The sequence below is a fragment of the Candidatus Zixiibacteriota bacterium genome (assembly GCA_035380245.1).
Taxonomy (GTDB): Bacteria; Zixibacteria; MSB-5A5; order GN15; family FEB-12; genus DAOSXA01.
The window spans coordinates 683,611-703,675 of sequence record DAOSXA010000003.1 but is presented as its reverse complement, the minus strand read 5'-3'; the positions used below and the strand labels follow the sequence as shown (position 1 = coordinate 703,675).

The 20,065-nt window shown below is 51.7% G+C and carries 14 protein-coding genes and 1 rRNA gene; 1 reads left to right on the top strand and 14 read right to left on the bottom strand.

Annotation, left to right across the window (positions count from 1 at the left end; genetic code table 11):
* The 8 genes from PLF13_13400 to PLF13_13365 all read right to left on the bottom strand — a co-directional run.
* A 16S ribosomal RNA gene (locus PLF13_13400) occupies positions 1 to 1,104 on the bottom strand; the annotation flags it as partial.
* An 819-nt stretch (positions 1,105 to 1,923) separates the two neighbouring features.
* Complete coding sequence (locus tag PLF13_13395; GenBank protein ID HOP08271.1) at positions 1,924 to 4,128, bottom strand: HEAT repeat domain-containing protein; 2,205 nt, start codon at positions 4,126 to 4,128, stop codon at positions 1,924 to 1,926.
* Entirely contained in the window at positions 4,076 to 5,257 is a 1,182-nt protein-coding gene (locus PLF13_13390; protein ID HOP08270.1) for a PQQ-binding-like beta-propeller repeat protein, read from the bottom strand. Before PLF13_13390 ends, PLF13_13395 begins: the two co-directional genes overlap by 53 nt.
* Positions 5,257 to 8,031 carry a hypothetical protein gene (locus PLF13_13385; GenBank protein HOP08269.1) on the bottom strand — a complete coding sequence of 925 codons (2,775 nt, stop codon included), beginning with the start codon at positions 8,029 to 8,031 and terminating at the stop codon, positions 5,257 to 5,259. Before PLF13_13385 ends, PLF13_13390 begins: the two co-directional genes overlap by 1 nt.
* A 47-nt stretch (positions 8,032 to 8,078) precedes the next feature.
* Positions 8,079 to 9,086, bottom strand: a complete 1,008-nt coding sequence (amrS, locus tag PLF13_13380; GenBank protein HOP08268.1) for an AmmeMemoRadiSam system radical SAM enzyme — start codon at positions 9,084 to 9,086, stop codon at positions 8,079 to 8,081.
* Positions 9,087 to 10,667 (bottom strand): HAD-IIIA family hydrolase, encoded by a 1,581-nt coding sequence (locus PLF13_13375; GenBank protein ID HOP08267.1) that lies wholly within the window; start codon positions 10,665 to 10,667, stop codon positions 9,087 to 9,089. It abuts the gene before it with no gap.
* Positions 10,668 to 11,441 carry an undecaprenyl-diphosphate phosphatase gene (locus PLF13_13370; protein ID HOP08266.1) on the bottom strand — a complete coding sequence of 258 codons (774 nt, stop codon included), beginning with the start codon at positions 11,439 to 11,441 and terminating at the stop codon, positions 10,668 to 10,670. It lies immediately after the preceding gene.
* A gap of 37 nt (positions 11,442 to 11,478) precedes the next feature.
* On the bottom strand, positions 11,479 to 12,153 hold the full coding sequence (locus PLF13_13365; protein ID HOP08265.1) for a hypothetical protein: 675 nt from the start codon (positions 12,151 to 12,153) through the stop codon (positions 11,479 to 11,481).
* A 222-nt stretch (positions 12,154 to 12,375) separates the two neighbouring features.
* Here PLF13_13365 and PLF13_13360 point away from each other — a divergent pair, with 222 nt between their 5' ends.
* Positions 12,376 to 13,746: a sodium-dependent transporter gene (locus tag PLF13_13360; protein ID HOP08264.1), complete on the top strand. Its 1,371-nt coding sequence runs from the start codon at positions 12,376 to 12,378 to the stop codon at positions 13,744 to 13,746.
* A gap of 1 nt (position 13,747) precedes the next feature.
* Here the strand turns inward: PLF13_13360 and PLF13_13355 are convergent, their stop codons facing one another.
* The 6 genes from PLF13_13355 to PLF13_13330 all read right to left on the bottom strand — a co-directional run bounded on the left by PLF13_13355 (position 13,748) and on the right by PLF13_13330 (position 19,957).
* Positions 13,748 to 14,875, bottom strand: a complete 1,128-nt coding sequence (locus PLF13_13355) for a metallophosphoesterase (GenBank protein HOP08263.1) — start codon at positions 14,873 to 14,875, stop codon at positions 13,748 to 13,750.
* A gap of 277 nt (positions 14,876 to 15,152) precedes the next feature.
* Positions 15,153 to 16,583, bottom strand: coding sequence for a sigma-54 dependent transcriptional regulator (locus PLF13_13350; GenBank protein HOP08262.1), 1,431 nt, complete (start codon positions 16,581 to 16,583; stop codon positions 15,153 to 15,155).
* A 180-nt stretch (positions 16,584 to 16,763) separates the two neighbouring features.
* Complete coding sequence (locus PLF13_13345) at positions 16,764 to 17,609, bottom strand: hypothetical protein (GenBank protein HOP08261.1); 846 nt, start codon at positions 17,607 to 17,609, stop codon at positions 16,764 to 16,766.
* A gap of 34 nt (positions 17,610 to 17,643) precedes the next feature.
* Positions 17,644 to 18,054: a fibronectin type III domain-containing protein gene (locus PLF13_13340; protein ID HOP08260.1), complete on the bottom strand. Its 411-nt coding sequence runs from the start codon at positions 18,052 to 18,054 to the stop codon at positions 17,644 to 17,646.
* A 13-nt stretch (positions 18,055 to 18,067) separates the two neighbouring features.
* Positions 18,068 to 18,793: a PEGA domain-containing protein gene (locus PLF13_13335; protein HOP08259.1), complete on the bottom strand. Its 726-nt coding sequence runs from the start codon at positions 18,791 to 18,793 to the stop codon at positions 18,068 to 18,070.
* A 225-nt stretch (positions 18,794 to 19,018) separates the two neighbouring features.
* Positions 19,019 to 19,957 carry a sugar transferase gene (locus PLF13_13330; protein ID HOP08258.1) on the bottom strand — a complete coding sequence of 313 codons (939 nt, stop codon included), beginning with the start codon at positions 19,955 to 19,957 and terminating at the stop codon, positions 19,019 to 19,021.
* Positions 19,958 to 20,065 lie beyond the last annotated feature (108 nt).

The window sequence follows — 20,065 nt, the reverse complement described above, 5'->3', positions numbered from 1 at the left end:
CTTAACCCAACACCTCACGGCACGAGCTGACGACAGCCATGCAGCACCTGTGCAAAGGCCCCCGAAGGGGAAACCGGCTTTCACCGATAGTCCTAAGCATGTCAAGCCCAGGTAAGGTTCTTCGCGTTGCCTCGAATTAAACCACATACTCCACCGCTTGTGCGGGGCCCCGTCAATTCCTTTGAGTTTCAATCTTGCGACCGTACTCCCCAGGCGGGGTACTTAATGCGTTAGCTGCGGCACCGAGGGGGTCGATACCCCCGACACCTAGTACCCATCGTTTACCGCTAGGACTACCAGGGTATCTAATCCTGTTTGCTCCCCTAGCCTTCGCGTTTCAGCGTCAGTATCAGACCAGAAAGCCGCCTTCGCTACTGGTGTTCTTCCAGATATCTACGCATTTCACCGCTACACCTGGAATTCCGCTTTCCTCTTCTGTACTCAAGACCGACAGTATCGAATGCAGGCTGGTGGTTAAGCCACCAGTTTTCACATCCGACTTGAAGGTCCGCCTACACGCCCTTTACGCCCAGTAAATCCGAACAACGCTTGCACCCCCCGTATTACCGCGGCTGCTGGCACGGAGTTAGCCGGTGCTTCCTCTGTGGGTACCGTCAAGCGTCGGGCAGTTACTCCCAACACGTTTCTTCCCCACTGACAGGGTTTTACACTCCAAGGAGCTCCATCACCCACGCGGCGTTGCTGCGTCAGACTTTCGTCCATTGCGCAATATTCCCTACTGCTGCCTCCCGTAGGAGTCTGGGCCGTATCTCAGTCCCAGTGTGGCCGATCACCCTCTCAGGCCGGCTATCCATCGCAGCCTTGGTGAGCCGTTACCTCACCAACAAGCTAATGGAGCGCGGACTCATCCCTAAACGGCAGGTTGCCCCACCTTTGACCATCAGAGGATGCCCACCAATGGTATTATCCGGTATTAGACCCCCTTTCGAAGGATTATCCCAGATTTAAGGGCAGATTGTCCACGTGTTACTCACCCGTTCGCCACTTTACTCATCCAACCGAAGCCGGATTTTCTCGTTCGACTTGCATGTATTAAGCACGCCGCCAGCGTTCGTTCTGAGCCAGGATCAAACTCTCCGTAAATATTATTACTAACATTTTCGTCAGTTTGAAAGCTCCCAAGCCCAGACGCAAAACGCGTCTGTTGCTCAAGATTTACTCTTGAAGGATCTCAAAGATTAATAAACCTAAAGACCCGCGACACGATGAAGATAGTTAGTTTCTTCTTCATGTCCGACTATTTAGTTGTCAAAGAACTTCTTCAAAAAACCGCCTGCATCATTGCAGGCAGGCGCTCAAAATACTCACAAATTCGACGATGTCAAGGCTTTTCTTTTAAAAAATATGCCCTGCGGGACAAATAATTTCGAAAACTCGAAATCCGACAACCTTCGAGCGCCGTGACGACCCTTTTGCCCCTTATCGGAAGTCGCCTAATAGTTATCGGATGTTTAATATAATCCTTTAGACTTACCCTGTCAAGAGTCAGAGCGGTTTCACGAACCACTCATTCGAGCCGGCAGCCCCAAGTGCGGCTTTGACTTACGGGGCCTCCCCCGGCCCCGACCACAGATTCGGGGAGATATCACCGATACGACTGTCAAATCGTAGACAACAATATCCTTTTTATCGACAGCCCCTTGTCATCGTTCCGCACCGCACCGTCGCTTTTGAATCCGTCACACACCTTCCGTCTCTCTCTCATTATAGCAATTTACCATCTTGTCCGAATTCATCCTTGTCGGTTCTTGTCCGACGATATGATGAACAGGTTGTGGTCACAATGATCACGGACTCATTCCCTCTGATTCGATGGGATAAAGAAACGGCCGGAGTATCAACCGGCCGTTAGTTTCATTCGAGGAGCAGTTCTACAACCAGGGGCTGAAGAACGGGATGGTACTAATCCGCGTCTGTGCGAGAGAGAATCTCGGCGACGGCTTTATTGACGGCTGTATTCTTGAAGAGAATCTTCTGCGTCGTAGACTGTGACTCCTGGTATTTCCTGAGTTGCAGCAACGCTTCATCCTCACCGATCGTCCCCAGTGCTTTTACCACCGCCAGTCTCATTTCATCACGCGACACCTGTCCCTTGCCGAGATCCGCCAGTTCATCTTCATTCGCTAAAAGCCGGATGAGAACTTTGAGCGCTTCGGGACCGCCCAACTTGCCCAGCGCAAAGATCACTTTGGGAGAGAGCGCCGGATGTCTTTCGGCAACATCATACAACTGCGCCGCGGCCTCGGGACTGCCGATCAAACCGGCAGCGATTACCGCCGTCCGGGCGACATCGAGATCGGTATCATCCGCCATCAGAATCAATAAGTCGAACGACTCTTCCCCGCCGATCTTCTCGAGCGCTGAAATGATTTCACGCCGCACACGGACATCTTTATCGTTGATATGCAATCGCAACGGAGCGACACCGTCCGGATCACCCAGCGAGCCGAGTACGAAAATGGAGTTGCGCACGATATACCATTTCGCGTCCGGCAACTCATACCGACCGGCTTCGCGAGTGAAGAGATTGTTGTCCTGGAGTAAGCGGGTAAATACTTTTAACGAGGAACGTCCCAGCTCCGCAAGAATCTTCAATGCATGCTGACGGACCTGACGAACCGGATGCGAAATAATGTTCGAGAGCGCCATCGCGACTCGCTCGGAGCCGATCGCCACCAGTATCTGTCGAAGAACGCGTGAGGTTTTGTTGTCGGCCGTAAGCATCTGATCGATCAATGAATTGATCACTTCAGACCTGTCGATATTGCTAAGAGCTTTCTTGACGGCCATCGAATCGTATATGGTAACGGTATCGCCGACCTGACGTCGGGCGGCCAACGCTGAGACCAATGCCGCCATTTGTTCATACTGACGGGCGAGTGCGAGTTTCTTAACCAGACGCCAGATGAATTCCGAGTATTCGAATGTTTCCCGCCTTGCGTTGATACGTGCCACAACCGACAGTACGGTCTCATCGCAAAGCGAATTATGGGTCGGCAGTTCGATCAAATCCACGGTCGCCAGCAGAAGTTCGAGCGCTCGAAGACGCGTACCCGATTCTGGTTTTTCCAGACAATCTAGAAGTTTTTCGATAACCTGGATAGCCTTGCCGCGTTGCCCGGTACGCAGAATACGTCCAAAGGCTGAAGCAAACGCGACCTGGTTTTCCGGACTCAGGGTAGACTCGAAACATGTTGCCATGATCTGATCGATTTGATCGGCCGCTTCCATTCGAATCGCACCGGCAGGAGTCGTTAGACTGTTCGAGATGACATCGGCATGCTCTGAATTCTTTAACAAGGCCTCGATGCGATTCATTATTCTCTCACGGTCACCGTGATAATTGAGCAGCTTGCGGATGCCGACAAAAGCTTCTTCCGTTACCTTGCCATCGGAGTATTCCCGTTGCAGACGAGACAGACCGCGCTCGACATCATCCACCGTCAATTGCGAAGCCGCTTCGGGCATGAGATACTCGATATAATCACGCTCGAAATCAGCCAGGAAGGGATCCTCAGCCTCCCCGGTTTCAATTAAATGCGACAACTTAATCGGATCATCGCCCATCAGCTCCAGCATTACGGCCTTAACCGAATAGTCGCCGTCAATGTCACCCCGGAACTGGCGACTCAATTCGAATTGATTGAATGCTTCGCGACTGTTGGCCGAAATAGTGTCACACTTCTTCTCTTTGAGATAGCGAACCATCAGGTTGTCGTGATCGGTTCGGCTGGTTCGCATAACCATTCTGCCGATAAAACCGATCAGTTCGGCTACGGTCAAACGACGTTCGAACAACACGGCGTTTACATCCAGTATTTGCAAATAGCGCAGTAGTTCCGTGCAGAAAACCGAATCGCGTAGACGGAAATTCAACACATACAACTGACCCTGATAAACCTGAAAATTCACATGTCGTTTGAAACGAAACGCTTTGTTGAATTCGGCGAACGGCTTCGCAACCGCTTTGGCCACCAAAGGATGGTCGGAGCCATAGATCGCCACCTTACGCGCAGTCATGGCCAGTTCACGCGTGATGGCATGAGCTATTTCATTAAGACTCAGATTGAGATCGGCTTCGTTGACGGTCTGGTTGTTCAGCGACATCTCTTACCCCAAAACAGGTTATTTTTCCCGCCCGGGTGGCCACATAAACATGCTCGCCGTCAGAGACTGGAGTTATTTCAAGTCCTCCGCGCAACTCGCGCCGTTCGATAGTCCGTCCATCAGACAACCGAAAACTGATAAGAGATCCGGCCAGAGTTCCAACAACTCCGACCTCGCCCACGGCAATGATCGAAGCTCGAATGACTTCACCGGTTTCAAACCGCCACAACTCACGGCCGTCAACAGCATCGAGCGCCACAACAACGCCGTCGGAACAACCGAAAAACAACCGATCATCAGCCAGCGTCGGGGCAGTCCAGGTGTTGCCGGGAAGCTCACTCCGCCAGACGATGGCCGCAGTGCCACGGTCAATTCCGTAGGCGTGTCCCTGCATATCAGCGGCATAGACCAGGGCGCCGACCGCCACGGCATTCACCAGAGAGCCTTCGATCTTGACCTGAGCGATCTCTTCTCCATTTTCGGCGTTGACAAAGAACAACAGACCCTGATCGGCCGGTTGAAAAATAACACCGTCGGCAAACGCCGGTGGCGCCACCAGTCTGACCGGGGACTCAAAACTCCAGACTGGGCGGCCATCCTCAAGCCCATATGCAGCCAGTTGGCCCGGACTTGAAGCGACCAAAACCCGGTTTTCTAGGATTATCGTCCCCGCGGCGGCATCCTTTACCGGGTTATCCCATAACTCACGGTGTTTAAGAAGATTGATACAAACCAGCCGATCTCGGGGAGGACTGGTCGCCCAACAACCGCAACCGTTACTCGTTGCCAGACCGGTCTGTGAAGTACGCCGTGCAGAACCGATCGTCCCCAGATACGCCCCGGTTATCTGGTCATACATCCTTGTCTTGCCTTTAGAACCGGGATAGGCTAAACAGCCATATTGCAGGGTCAGGGGCCCGCTGGGTTTATCTCTCGATGAGGCCTCCCAGACTACATCCAGGCTACCGTCGTAAGTCCCCCCGCCTATTGCCCCGGTAGCGGCCAAATCACCCCGATAACAGGTCCAGACGCCGGGGGTGCTTAAGGATTCCTTTTTGAGGTGGAATTTATGCCCGCAGCCGTTCAGAGCAATCAGACCGACAGTCATTACAATAACTAGCTTTTTCATCAGAAATTCCATCCGAAGAAGAAATCGAAATCGGTGTTGGGGCTCATAGTTTCATAGTCATGGGTCCGCGAGAAATCAAAACGCAAGAGGATTACATAACCGATTGCCACCCGGAAACCGGCCCCGAAAGAGCCCAGAAACTGGTCGAAGTTGTCATCCCACATCGCCCCGGTATCATAGAAAAGCGCGCCTCTTATGCCCTGAAATGAAAGCCCGCCGAATGGGAATCCTATAGCCAGGACATCGATGAGTGGAAAACGTAACTCTGTCGACGAGAACAGCACGTTCCGATTGTAAAACGCCCGGCGGTCAAAACCTCGGAAAGACCAGCTTCCGCCGAAATAGATGCGTTGCGGTTCAAGACCGGCCGAAGTATACGCGAACATGCGATTGGCCAGCGCCGAATTGGTCCCCAGCCTGAAATAATGGCGGATATCGGCTATAGCGGTACGGTTGAAACTCCTGAAACCATCCATCGAGGTCGTGTGTCCCAGGGTGAAATGATAACGACGACCGTCGATCGGTCCGGAGATATCCCAGATGGAATTATCATAGACATAGCTGATATAACTGCTGACGAGAAACGCCTCGCGATTATTGAAATTGTATCGACTATCGCGTTTGGAATAACGCGCAACCGTAGTCAGATCAACGCGGCTGAATTTCGAAAACGGATAACTGACAAATCCCAGCGCACCGGCCTGCCGCTCGTAATAGTATTTATCGTAGTCGTTGTAGTATTCATCGTATAGATGAAAAAGCCCTAGTCCTTTATTGATGCGTGTCTTCCTATTGATATAGGTTACGCCGACATTGAACGATTCAAGAAATTCATCCTTAGTCTGAGCCGAGTTCGTCAGTAGGAAGTGTATCGCATGATTTCCCAGCATATCCGTAATAGCTGCCTGTACTCCGCCCAGAGAGCCATAAACCGGATCGTAAATCATGGCTGACTGAGCAATGTCGAAGCTGTATTCGGTATGATACCTTACTGTCGAACTGCGGTGTTCCTCGGGCAATTGCGGTGGTGTCCAGGTTAGCAATGTATCCGGCGCCGGTTGTTCCACCGGGATCGGTTGTTCCGGAAGATCCATCACGTAGATTCGATAAGCCATATCCTGATAACCGGTGTAAGTCAGACGTTTGCCGTCGGAAGTAAGACGCGGGTCAAAAGCACCGGTGGCATAAGTCGACTGCTCGGTCAATTGCCCCTGATGATCCATCAAGAACAGGTTGGGGAAACCATTCCGATCCGAGGAGAAATATATCCCTCGTGAGGTACACTCAGGACTTTTATCGGCAAACGCACCAAAGGTGATTTGTTTCATGGTGCGGCTATCAAGATCTATCTGATATAAATTGTAGGCTCCGTCAGGGCCGCCGACACAACGGTCGGAAGAAAACACCAGGGAACGGCCATCGATGGTAAAACATGGATCGGCGTCGTCAAAAACATCATCGGTGACAGCATAGTAATCGCCCCGGGCAAGATTGAGGAGATAGATGTTGGTGTAACCGTCTTTTTTAACGCCGGAGAACACGACTCTGTCCCCCTCGGGCGACAGACGCGGAGAGCGGGCTTCGATCAGATCGGCGAACTCATAGCGTTGTGTTACCCGATTTTCATTGAGATCGAGAATATACAGGACATCACACTCTTTTGATTTGGACGAAAAGACTACCAGTCCGGAATCGTTGGCGTCAATGCCGCTACGAAGAATGTGCAGGGATTCATAATCCGCCGACCGTTCTCCTTTTACCAGCACCTTGCGTTCCCTGCCGCCGGGAGCGAGCGGTTTCATATAGATCCCGGTGTAACCCATGCAATAGGCTTTGTAGATAATCCATTCCTTCGTACCCCGGCCGTCATCCCAGGTAATCGGCACTCCCTTTTCGGCGAAACGCTCATCGGTAATGAACTTTGATTCCCCTTTAGGCAGACCGTACTCGCCTAACTCCGGATAGTAACGTCGCTTGAGCCAGTAGACCCACTTGTCGGAGACATCCTTCAGGTTGTCGCCCAAAGTGAGTTTGACAACTTCGTCAAAATTCTTCCCTTTGTGCCAGTTCTCGAACAGAAGCGGAATTTTATCGGGGCCATAGGTGGAATCGATAAAGTGCAGAAGCGACTCCCCGCCTTTATACATATAGTAAGTACCGGATAAACGCCAGAGCGTGTTGATCCCCTCCAGACGATTGCTCAGAACCATATCTCCGAGCGTCATGTCCTCTTCACTGCCCCATTGGTTCGACCAATACTCGGCCAGTCCCTCCGTAAACCACAACGGAGGATAATGGAATTTACCGCGCCGCTGACGGTTAAATACGGCATCGAGTCGCGAAATCATAAAAGCGTGCACCAATTCATGGCGCACCACATGGGCGAAATCAGCATAGGAGCCGTTGAACGGCACGGCCACCCGCCCTTTGATAAACTCCGTAAAACCGCCCACCGACTCCGGTAACAGGTACGGCAGGATATTTGTCTGCGAGAAATAACTCGGGGACGAATAGATAATGAGCGGGACTTTCCTGGGTATCTCGTGATTATAACGAGCGGAAAGAACTTCGTAAGAGGTCTCTGCCAGTTGCGCCGCCGTTCGAGCCAGCGCCACTTCTTCCTCATAGAAGTAGATATTGAAATGCTCGGTGTGCATTACCTGCCAATCGAAATTCGTATACTGAACTTTATTCTTCCCGTAGTAAAATTGGGCGGCGGCATTACCGCACAAAAGAACAAGCAGAATACTCAGCAGGATTGCCCGTTTGAGCACAGTGTATCTTGGTTCTGGTCGATCGTTTGCCACGTTATCAGTTTGTCTCAGCTTATTGACGCTGCAACCACGATTTCTGTTTGAAATCCACATCCGGTGCAATTACCGTTCTCATCAAGCCCCTTGATCTCCGTCCGGTAACCGCTTCGTTCAACGAGTAGTGCTCCGCATTGAGGGCACCGGCTGTTGGAGCATCCCGGAAGGCTCATATTTCCGACAAAAACATATTTCAGCCGGTCCGAGGCAAGGTCAAAGGCCCTTTTCATAGTTTCGGCAGGGGTAGGCGGTCGGTCCATCTTATACGATGGATGATACGCGGAAAAATGCAGCGGAATCATGTCCGAGACGGAAGCAACAAAATCACAGAGATCGACCAAATCACGCTCGCTGTCGTTCAGACCGGGAATGATCAGGTTGGTGACTTCCAGATGCACCCCGGCAGCCCGGGTAGCCCTGATTGCATCGAGAACCGCGTTAATTGTCCCTTTGCATATCTTGCGATAGAAATCGTCGCGAATGGACTTGAGATCGAAATTGACCGCATCCAGATGCGGCAGTAACTCGGCCAGCGGCCTGGGATTGATATAGCCGTTGCTGACCAACACCGCCTTAAGACCAGCCTCGTGCAACAGCGGGGCAACTTCACGGATATACTCATACCAGATAAGCGGCTCGGAATAAGTAAAAGCCAGTCCTATAGAACCTCTCTCCCCGGCCAGTCGCGCCATTTGCTCCGGCGATATAAACCGTGTGGGAGCTTCTTCTTGAGAGATCGTCCAGTTTTGGCAATGCTTACAACTCAGATTGCAACCGTTAGGACCGGCGCTGACAATAAACGTACCGGGTAAATAATGATACAGAGGTTTTTTCTCGATCGGATCAATCGCAATACTGACCGCCTCACCGAAATTGTCCGTGTATAAAATCCCGCTCTCATTACGGCGACAACCGCAAATGCCAACCTGACCGGGTTTAAGGGTACAATCCGCCGGACAGAGCACGCATTGCACTTTGTCGTCATCCAGCTTGCGATAAAAGGCTGCTTCGCGTTGCATTTATTCCCCCGAACATATTTTATCAACCGCAGCTTTCAGATCATCGCATATCGTAACAGGGCGCGTCAGTGCCGTTGCTTTGGTTTCGGATTCAGTTCCATAACCTGTTCGCACCAGAATCGCACCAGAACCTATCACCGAAGCAAGAAAGATATCATCCAACTTGTCCCCGATCACACAAGACCGACGCAAATCAAGCCCGAGCTGCAAGGCGGCCTCTTCCGGCATTCCCGGCGCCGGTTTTCGGCAACCGCATTTTACGGCGTATTCAGGGACTTTCCCCTCTTCATAATGGGGACAATAATAGACAGCAGCGACATCTACTCGCGCTTGCGTCAGAATTTCAAGGAGCCTCCTGTTGACGGCCTCAACGGCAGCGATATCGAACATACCGCGTGCCACCCCGGATTGATTGGAAACCACCACGAGCTTATATCCGGCCGCACGAGCCTTCTTCAGGGCTTCTACCGCTCCCGGAATTAACTCCACGCCTTCCGGGTCGGAGAGATAATCTTTATCGACGATAAGGGTTCCGTCACGGTCGATAAACAGGGCCGGTTGCAGGTCTTTTCGTTCAGCCAGCAACTCGGCAGCTCTCCGGAGCACTGCTTCCGGTTCGATTCGCTCCATACAAAAGCGTCGCTCACGATAACACGGTTTCTTGCCGTGCAGCGAACAGGGCCGACAGGCTTCATCGACTTCAATAATCTGATCGAACTGCCCCCGAGGTGCGAATCCCAACACCGGATGAGTCGGGCCGAAGATCGCCATGACCGGTGTTCCCACCGCACTCGAAAGATGCGCCAATCCGGAATCGTTGGCCACGGTTAAATCGCAACGAGAAATAAACTCGGCCAGTTTCGGGATACCGGCATCGACGATCTCGATGAAACGATCTGGTCCCAGACATTCGGCCAGCCTTTGTTTTCCTTGATCCTGAGCCTGCACCAGCCAGGCAATGCGGGCGTTGAGTTTTTCTCCCAATAACTCAGCCAGCCTCTCAAAGCGCTCCATCGGCCACTGCTTGGTCGGATGAGCGGCACCGGGAGCAATGGCAATCAACGGGCCGCCGGCTTCTCCGGCGAACAACACCGGATCGGACACATTGAAACGACTCAGATCGAAAACCGGGCGAAATGCCGGTGTTCGTCCCCCGGCCTGCTTCACGGCATCGTTATAAAGATCGATCGTATGCGGCCAGCTTTTCGGCAACACAACACCTTTGCGTGTGGCAACCACTCGTTCCAGACGACGTTTGGGATAAACCACTTTGGTGTTAGCTTTGATGAGCTTGCGCGCCAGCCAACTGCGCTGGTTGCCGTGGAGATCCACGATCAGGTCGAACTGTTCTTTCGAGAGCCTGCGGAGAAGCCCCAGGTACTGCCAGAAAGAAGCTTTTTCGGGAAGAATGTGAATACGGTCAACCGCGCCAATCCCCATCGCTGTGCCCATGAATCGCTCTTTGGTAAGCAAAGCGATCTCATACGTGGGATAGCTGACATGCAGGTTCAGAATCGGCGCCGAGGTCAGGATTAGATCTCCCAGCGATCCGAACCGGATAACAAGAATCTTCTTACTCATTTACAGGAAAAGATACAGCCCAACGAGGCCGGCCGCAAAGCAATAGTAAGCGAAGTAAACAAACTTACCGCGCCTTATCGACTCCAGCACGAGATATACCGCAGAGAGCGCAACACCAAACGCAACAATCGCCCCAAAGACATATTGACCAATAAGTTGTGACGGCATATTAATCAATGACTTAATCTCCAGCAACGCGGCGCCACCCACCGCTGGAATCGCCAGAAGAAATGAAAATTCAGCCGATAGTGAGGGTTGCACCCCGGCGGCCATGCCCGCGGCGATGGTTGATCCGGACCGTGAGATACCCGGTACGATCGCCAACGCCTGCCCTACTCCCATTATGATCGCCGATCGGACAGAGATATCGCGGGAGCCTTTCATGGTCCAGCGGGTTGTCAGGAGGATGGCTCCGGTGACCAGAAGCATCCCGGCCGCAAACGCCGGTTGGCTGAATAATGATTCAAGCAGATCTTTCAGAAGCAATCCCGCTATTGCCGCCGGAACCGTGCCAATGATAAGATACCAGATCAAACGACGCTCGACAGGTCGATCGGATCGCCAGAGCGACATGAACATGCCAATTATCCGACCGCGAAAATAAACCAACACCGCCCCCAGAGTGCCCAGGTGCGCCAGCACTTCAAAGGCTACCCCCGGTTGTTTTACCCCCAACATCGCTTGTGCCATTACCAGATGACCGGATGATGATACCGGCAGGAATTCGGTCAAACCCTGCAACAGACCAAGGATAAAGGCGTCGAGATAACTCATCTACGACGCCTTCCTGAAATTGTAGACAGCGTACGGATCAAAGCATTCCATAACTGAGACCAAAAAACAAACCTTCGTTGCCGTCAAACTGGAATTCTCCAAAAATCGCCACGTTTTTATTGAATCTCCAGGAAGTACCGAACGAAAGTCCGAACTTCAATTCCGTCTCGGAGTCTCCCTCTACCGTATGTAGTCCGCTTCCGGTTTCAATCACATAGTCGTCCATGCTGTAGCCCTCCATACGGACATTGAACGAACCGTACGGAGACAGAGTCGTGCCGTTTGAAAGCGCAAAGGGATAGGAACCGGTAGCCTTACCGCCGATCTGCCAAACCGACAACGATCCAAGATCGACATATTCCCCGAAACCTCCCAGTTTCAGGTCAAAAGGATCGGATAGTCCGGCATCGACATCCAGTAATTGGTAGTTGTAATCGACCCCGAAAGCCAGCTTGGTATCGAATCCTTCATCGTCGGCCAGTCCTAACTTGATCGATCCCTCGGAAAAATCGGACAATCCATAGGTAAAGCGACCGAAAACCGAGGTCCGGTCAGCCACACCGACGCCGATCATCATATCGCCCCGATTATCTCCGATCGCTTTCCCTGTCATCAATGTACCGAAAACCGAACCGAACGCATCGACAGCGTGGACCGATCCGGCACCGACCACCACCAGCAACGTCAGGGCTAATAAAACTCTTCGCATCATCTTACCTCTAAGATCACATCTGGAATATAATTTCAGTCTTATACAATCGCATCTTCACATAAGATGTTCCCTTCGAGACATTCAACAAAAATAGCTGAGAGTCTATTAATTGTTGACACCCAATGACCTGGCCGGTTGGTTGCGGTTCTATACAATGGACTGGGGCGCGGAATCCGGGTAGTGGTCTGCCCCGTCGTCATCATCAGTGTTCGGAGAGGAGTCATGGCAGAACAACCCACCGGCGACACGAAAACATCATCCCAATCGACCCGAGGCAATTGGGGAACACATCTCGGCTTCATCCTGGCGGCGGCCGGATCGGCTATCGGTCTCGGCAACATCTGGAAATTTCCTTACATTACCGGAGACTACGGCGGCGGCGCCTTTGTCCTGGTTTATCTGTTGTCGGTTGTAGTGGTGGGGCTTCCGGCTATGTTGGCCGAGTTGATCATCGGCCGACGTTCTCAAAAAAGTCCCGTGGGTGCTTTTCAAGCTATGCATCGCAAGGGCAGCCCCTGGCGTTTAACCGGCTGGCTGGGTATTTTATCGGGTTTCGTCATTCTCGCTATCTACTCCGTGATTGCCGGCTGGTCCATGGCTTACGTTTACAAATCATTGCAGGGTTTCAGCGGCTCCGCGGCCGACATCATGGAGCAGTTCGATGCTCTCGCCGGCAGCGCCTTTGACACTTCCGTCTGGCACACCTTGTTCATGGTACTGTGCACCCTCATCGTTATCGGTGGTGTACAGCGCGGCATTGAGCGGTGGAACAAAATCCTGATGCCGCTCCTGGTCATTATTCTAGTCGGGCTGGCAACCTACGGCATCATTGCCACGCACGGCGGCGGTCAAGCGATAGCGTTTCTCTTCAAACCGGATTTTTCCAAGCTGTCGGCGGAAGGGGTACTGTCCGCGTTGGGGCATGCCTTCTTCACCCTGTCGCTGGGTATGGGGGCAATGATAACCTACGGCAGTTACATGAAACGTGGAAGCAGTCTGGTCAAGGATGCCATCACCATTTCAATCCTCGATACCCTGATTGCCCTTATCGCCGGTGTAGCTATCTTCTCGCTGGTGTTCCATTACAACATGGAACCGAGTCAGTCGGTCGGATTGATCTTCAAAACTCTTCCGGTTCTTTTCGCTGAAACGGGACCGTGGATATCCGTCCCGTTCTTCATCCTGCTTTCGTTTGCCGCGTTGACCTCCGGTATCAGTTTATTGGAGGTAGTCGTCTCGTATTTCATTGATGAACGCGGCTGGAGTCGTATGAAAGCCACCCTGATCATGGCCTCAGCGATCTACCTAGTCGGACTGTTTGCAGCCAATCCTCATGCTATGGTGCCCTTTACAAACCTGACCGTGTTCGGATTGATTGATGTCACCTCGACTAACTACATGCTGCCGATCGGCGGTCTATTGACGGTGATCTTCCTTGGATGGGTTGTCTCGGACGCCGTACGCAAAGAAGAACTCAACCTGTCGGATTCGTTCGCGGGGGCTTTCAAGTTCATCGTAAAATACCTGACACCAATTGCTATCCTGATCGTGCTTTTGCACGGCGTACAGCTTTTACCGTTCGTTGATTTTTAATCTAAGCGGACTGGTCGGAAAGTTCTCGAAGATATCGGACCGCTTCTTTCCGGAGGCGGTCCTTGTCATATCCTGACAGGTTGGCCGACAACAGGAAATCAAGGAATCCTTGTTCGATATGAGCGAATGAAGTTTTGCCGAATTGCGGTGCATCCTCGTCTGCCGACTCGCGAGTAAAACGGATGTTGAGGTCGAACGACTTCTCCTTTAATTCCGTAATCACCGCTGCCGGGATTGTTTTGAGCGCCTCATCACTGACTCCGGTGACATTCAAACGTACGATACGATTCTCGGCTTTTGCCGCTTCAACCGTATCAATCAGCAACGTGGCCAGTTCATCCCCGCGCTTCTGGCTGGCATCGATTTGCGGCAGGTCGAGCATCGTTCGTGAAGTCACACATTCGAATTTCACTCGAAGCGGATCGAACTCGACGACCGCGAAACCTTTTTCCGAGGTACGTTCCGACTGTGAAAGGCGCTCGGTCGACCCCGCATACCAGGCATGTTTCGACACCTGACAGAAGTTATGAAAATGCCCCAGCGCGGCATAACCGAATCGATCCAGCAGGGTTAACGGCAGTTCCTGCTCTTTGAGATCGGCCATAGAAAATTCCGGCATCCCGGCCGCGACACCGTGAGCTACGAGGATGTCGTCGCTCAAGTCCGATTCGAGATTGATCTTTTCGATTTCGCGGGCCAGATCAGCCGTAGTCAGGCAATGAGGCAAAGCAAAAATACGTCTGCCGGTCAGTTCGAAAATCTCCAACTCTCCCCGGCTGGCAATATAAAGGTTGTCTATCTGACGGAAGATATCGACTGCCGCCCCGATATGCGGTTGCTTGGGAGCGTCATGATTCCCTGCAATAAGAACCGTGGGAATCCCCTTCTCTTCGGCCAGTCGATAGAACTGCTCACCGGCCCGAGCAATAATGCTGTTGAGCGGTCGGACCGAATGAAACAAATCACCGGAATAAATACACAGATCGGGTTGCAGGGCAATGATCTTATCGACCGCTTCACAGAATGCCCCGATCATATCTTCCTGACGTACGGTAAGCCCTGAGGAAGCTCGTCGATGGAAATTCTCCCCCGCACCCAAATGGCTGTCGGAAAAATGGCACAGTTTCATGGCGTTATTATAGCAGATTCATCACACGGACAAAATAACATTCTGCCAAACATATCTGTGCGATGGAATCGGATCGCAGGATCGGACACTTGGACATTTGCCAGAGCAGTATTTCAATACAGGCGATACCAAGCCGACCGTTACGCCATCCGCGAACCCGGAATCACACGCAGCGGCGGGGCTTGTCTCAACCGCGAGGGAACAGACAGGCGTCGTCCTACGCTCCCAGGCACACTCGTCGCGTTACGGGAACGAACTGATTCGTCGTTGTCGAGGATTAATATATCTGGAACCGGGCGACGCGATCACGCAGGGTGTTTCTGGAAATACCCAACGTTTCGGAGGTCTTGACCTGGTTGCCTTCGAAATGCTTCAGACAGGACGAAATCACCGCCTGCTCGAAAGCCGATTCGAGCAAATGGAATATCTGTCCCGGCGAGTTGGCAATCAACCTCGGCATGGCCGGATCGACGATTTTTTTGAACGCCTCGAAATAGTCGTCTTTAATCGTCGCGGGATCGACCGTAACCTTACTCTTGTCCTCGTTGAAGATCGGGAAATCTTCGGGCTGAAGCTCTTCGTTCTTGGACATCACCAGCGCGGTATGCACGTTGTTTTCCAACTCACGCACGTTGCCCGGCCACTGGTATTTCATCAGCAACTGGATCGCCTTTTTCGAGACATTCCGTTTCGGCTGATTGAGCTGTCCTGAGAATTTCTTGGTGAAATGGTTGACCAAAAGAGGGATATCGGTCCGACGCTCCCTCAGCGGCGGAATGAAAAGCGATACGACCTTGAGACGGTAGAACAGATCGACCCGGAAAGAGCCGTCCTTCATGGCCTGCACCAGTGACTTGTTGGTAGCGGCGATAATCCGGACATCGACTTCGATCGAGTCGTTGCCGCCGACTCGCTCGAATTTCTTTTCCTGAAGAACGCGGAGCAGCTTCGACTGTGTCAACATCGACATGTCGGCAATCTCATCGAGGAAAAGCGAGCCTTTGTCGGCCTGCTCGAACTTGCCGATTCGTTTGAAATAGGCGCCGGTAAATGCACCCTTTTCATGGCCGAACAACTCCGACTCGAGCAGCGTCTCGGGCAAAGCGGCACAATTGACGGAGAGAAAGGCATTGGAACGACGATTGGAATTGCGATGAATCGCACGAGCTACCAGTTCCTTACCGGTGCCGCTTTCGCCGAATATAAGAACGGCGGCATCGGACTTGGCTACCTGACCGATCAACTTGGCGATCTCGACAATCTCCGGAGATTGACCGATGATCTCATCGACTCCGTTGGTATGTCCCTCGGCCTGCTCCACCACGAACGGGTTCTTGCGATTGGAAGCATAGCCGCAGGCCTTGTTGACCGAGTCGATAAGTTTCTCGATCTGGAACGGTTTCGTCAGATATTCAAAGGCGCCTTCGCGCATCGCTTCAATGGCATCATCCGTCGAAACGAATCCGGAAATCACAATCACCGGAAGACTGTCATCGACTTTACGAAGTTGCTTAAGCACCTCGAGTCCCGACAGACTCGGGAGATTGACATCGAGCATGACCAGGTCGATATCTTCGTTTTCCGTAACGAAATTACAGACCTTGTCACCGTCCTCTAAAAACCGGAAACTGAACTTTTCCGGATCGAACAGGTTCGCCAGTGAGTGAGATAGATCTTTATCGTCGTCTACCAGAAGTATATTCTTCATACAGCCTTACCCAACATCCTTGTATATGCGTATATTATCGACCGGCGATTTGTTTTATAAATAGCCAATCGTTCAGATTTTGGGCGGTTTTACAGGTTTTTTAGGGGAATTTCACGATCCGGGAAGCATCCTTGCCCGGATAAAAGGCACAGGCTTTTCAACCTGAAACAACTGATAAAATCACTCTTCTATTTCCACTAGAAATCTGGCGGCGGTTCCCATCCAGAGGAAGTTGGCGATCATCTCCACGAACAAAGAGACTACCAACGCCCAGTACACCAGCTCCGGGCGGAATTTATCAACGATCAAACCCGGCTGCCCGGTGAAAAACGACATTATCACCGGTCCGGTCAGAACCAGAGCCGCCAGACAAAATGTCGAAACCGGATTCTGAAGACTGATAAGCATCCCTCTCTTAAGAGCCTGCCAGACGTTCTCGCCGAATATCGCTATACGCGGAATAACGAAAAACTGCAATGAGAGCAAAGCCACATAAACAGCCGGTAATAAAACGAATTGATACGCGAGTATTCGCCGGGGTGAACCGGCCATCCAGGACTCGAAATAACCAGGAAGGTATACCGAAATAAGCAACATCAGACCATTCATCAACGCCCAGGCCAGCGACAGATACAACCAGGAAGAGAAAATGACCCGCAGAGGAGTCTTCTCTTCCTCCGGTGAATCGAAATGATCCTCATATAAAATGAGAGCGGCCGCTCCCAGAATCGGTCCCTCGATTATGAATCCGATGATCAGTTTGGCCCAATCGAACACGTACGGCAGGATCATGAAATGACCCGGGTAATGAGAAAAACCGGTCGCATATTGATCGCCTACCAATCCGACGAAAGCCATCACAGGACCGTAAAGTGGCGGCCACATGAAGTTATCAAGAACGACCAGAATACCCCACTGAATGAGGAAGTTGACTAGAAAAAGCAACCAGACCCGACCAAGACTCACTTGACGGAGAGTATCAATAACGGTTGAGATGTATCTGTTAACGTATCTGACAACACTCATTCCCTGTGCTCCTGTCAGAGTTCAAGGTCGCTTGTTAGTCGGTTATTTCATCGTGCCGTCCGGTCGACACCTTGGCCGGCGCCAGCGTGACGATCCTTGACCAATAACCTTCAATACCATGCTTCGAAACCGGAGCAACGGCGAATCGGTGAATTACGCTCGTGTTCAGCCCGCCGATCGTTATGCTCAAGCCGGCGGTAGAATCATGCGCCGTGAACGATCCGGTCTCCGTTATGGCATGATACACCCGGTAATAAGAAACGTTCGTATCCGACTCGATTTCCCAGGAAAGAAACAGCGAGTTTTGACCCGGGTCGATATTCGTAAACTCCGGTACCGAAAGATCCTCAGGGGGATCTTCGGTTGGATAACTGACCGGCACATACCTGTCACAACCGGCAATTATAACCAGCGCGGCTAAAATCAATATGCTCAGGATTCTCATTACTAATAGAGCCTCAAAATCTGAACGCCAGTTTTACCCCGGTCCGGTCGGAACTAATAACCGGTTTCAGGCTAAGTCGCTTGGCCGGTTGTTCGCCCGCTGCAGGTTCAGGAAACAGCAGGGCATCGAGAAGACTGATAGAATAAATTCCGGCCACCAAACCTATCGTAACTCGTCGAACATTCTCGGCATCGTAGGCATCCTTTTGCGTCGTCACAAGATGGCCGTACCAGAACTGCTGTTCGTGCACCGTGCGGGAGGCTTTGTACTTAGCTCGTATATCCTGATAGGTGTCGTGCTTGCTCTGGAACCAGTCTTCCACCAGAAAGAATGTCACCACTGATGCCGTTGAAAGAATAAAATAGGATTGACCACGAGTTTTATGTCCGGCATAGGCCGTTCCCCAACCGGGGATGAACATCGAGCGCAACGCACCTTTGAGGCGAGTTTTCCGAGCTAATTTCACGGTTATATCAGCCAGAGGTTCATTTCCGACTTTGACTTCGGCTTTATGGGTCGCGTAGCCGGAGAGACATATCTCAACCTTATAGTCACCTTCCGGCACTTGCTCGAAACGCACCGGACTGATCCCGGTAGCAATCGCTTTCCCTTTAACCGTCACCAATGCTCCGGGGGGATCAGTCACCACTGTCAGGGTGTAAGATTCACCGGCTGCTGCCGTGGAGACCGACAACACCATGATTATAATCAGGAGAACAAAGGTCGTCGCGTCTGTCATCAGTTGTCGAAACATACTCTTAATAACCGTAGCTTTTGGGCTTAGGGATTATAAAACATGATCCCACTAATGACAACTGTTTACCACGCTGAGAATTGTCGAAAAATCTCTTCTGTATCGGAGACGAATATCTGGAGGTATGACATTTTCTACAGACTTTTGATTGAGCACAAAAAAAGCCGCTGTAACAGCGGCTTTCAAATTTACGGGGGGACAACCGGTAGCCTAGTTGGCTCCACGACCGGTGACAACGACAATAACCGTCCGGCATAGAATCTTGAAATCGAGCCAGGGTGACCATTCATCGATATATTTCAGATCATACTCGAGTTTGCGGGCCACGGACTCAATCGAAGTATCGTAACCGCAGGACACCTGCGCCAGCCCGGTCAATCCCGGCTTGACATCCAGACGACGCTCATAGTCATCGATTTTCTGGCTGAGATCAGCAACGAATTTCGGACGTTCCGGGCGCGGTCCTACCAGCGACATATCCCCTACCAACACATTGATAAACTGAGGGATCTCATCCAAACGCGTCTTGCGCATGAATCGGCCCAGACGGGTGATACGCGGGTCGTTCTTGGTGGCCCATACCGGCCCTGAGGCTTTCTCGGCGTTGTTGACCATTGTCCGAAACTTCATGACTTTAAACACTCGGCCACCGGCATCAGAACGACGGCGGTCGCGATTACGACGATCTTCCGATAAATCGGTTTTCTGACAATACCGACGGGAATGCTTACGACGGTTTTCGCCGACTCTAGCCTGGCTGTAGAACACCGGACCGCGAGAATCAAGCTTGATCAGAATAGGCAATACGATAAAGACCGGAAGAGTCAGAAGCAGCCCGATTAAAGCTCCTGCTATATCCACAAAACGCTTAGTGATCCGAAAAACGTACGACATCGCGGACTCCCGCTTCATTAGCATCGTCGGCACGGCCAATATAAAAATCGTAGAGGCCAGAACAAACAATATTCCCTTGAAGTATTCCCCGTAGTAGAATTGAAGCTGGTTCCAGAGGCTTACCGATGAAACCGAGGAAGCAGAATTCCATCCGACTTCTATCCCCCGGGCTGTCCCCAAACCGGGGTTAGCGGCCTGGATTGCAACGCCGTCGTGGGCGCTTATGTCGGTATTGTTGTGAAGCTCGTTTGCCATCTATTTCCATCCAAAGGCAGGTTCTTACGGCCTCTGCCCTTGTAATTCATATCATAAGTAAGTGCTATCGCTCATGGTTTGAGCAAAACGGTTGCCAAAAACCGAGTG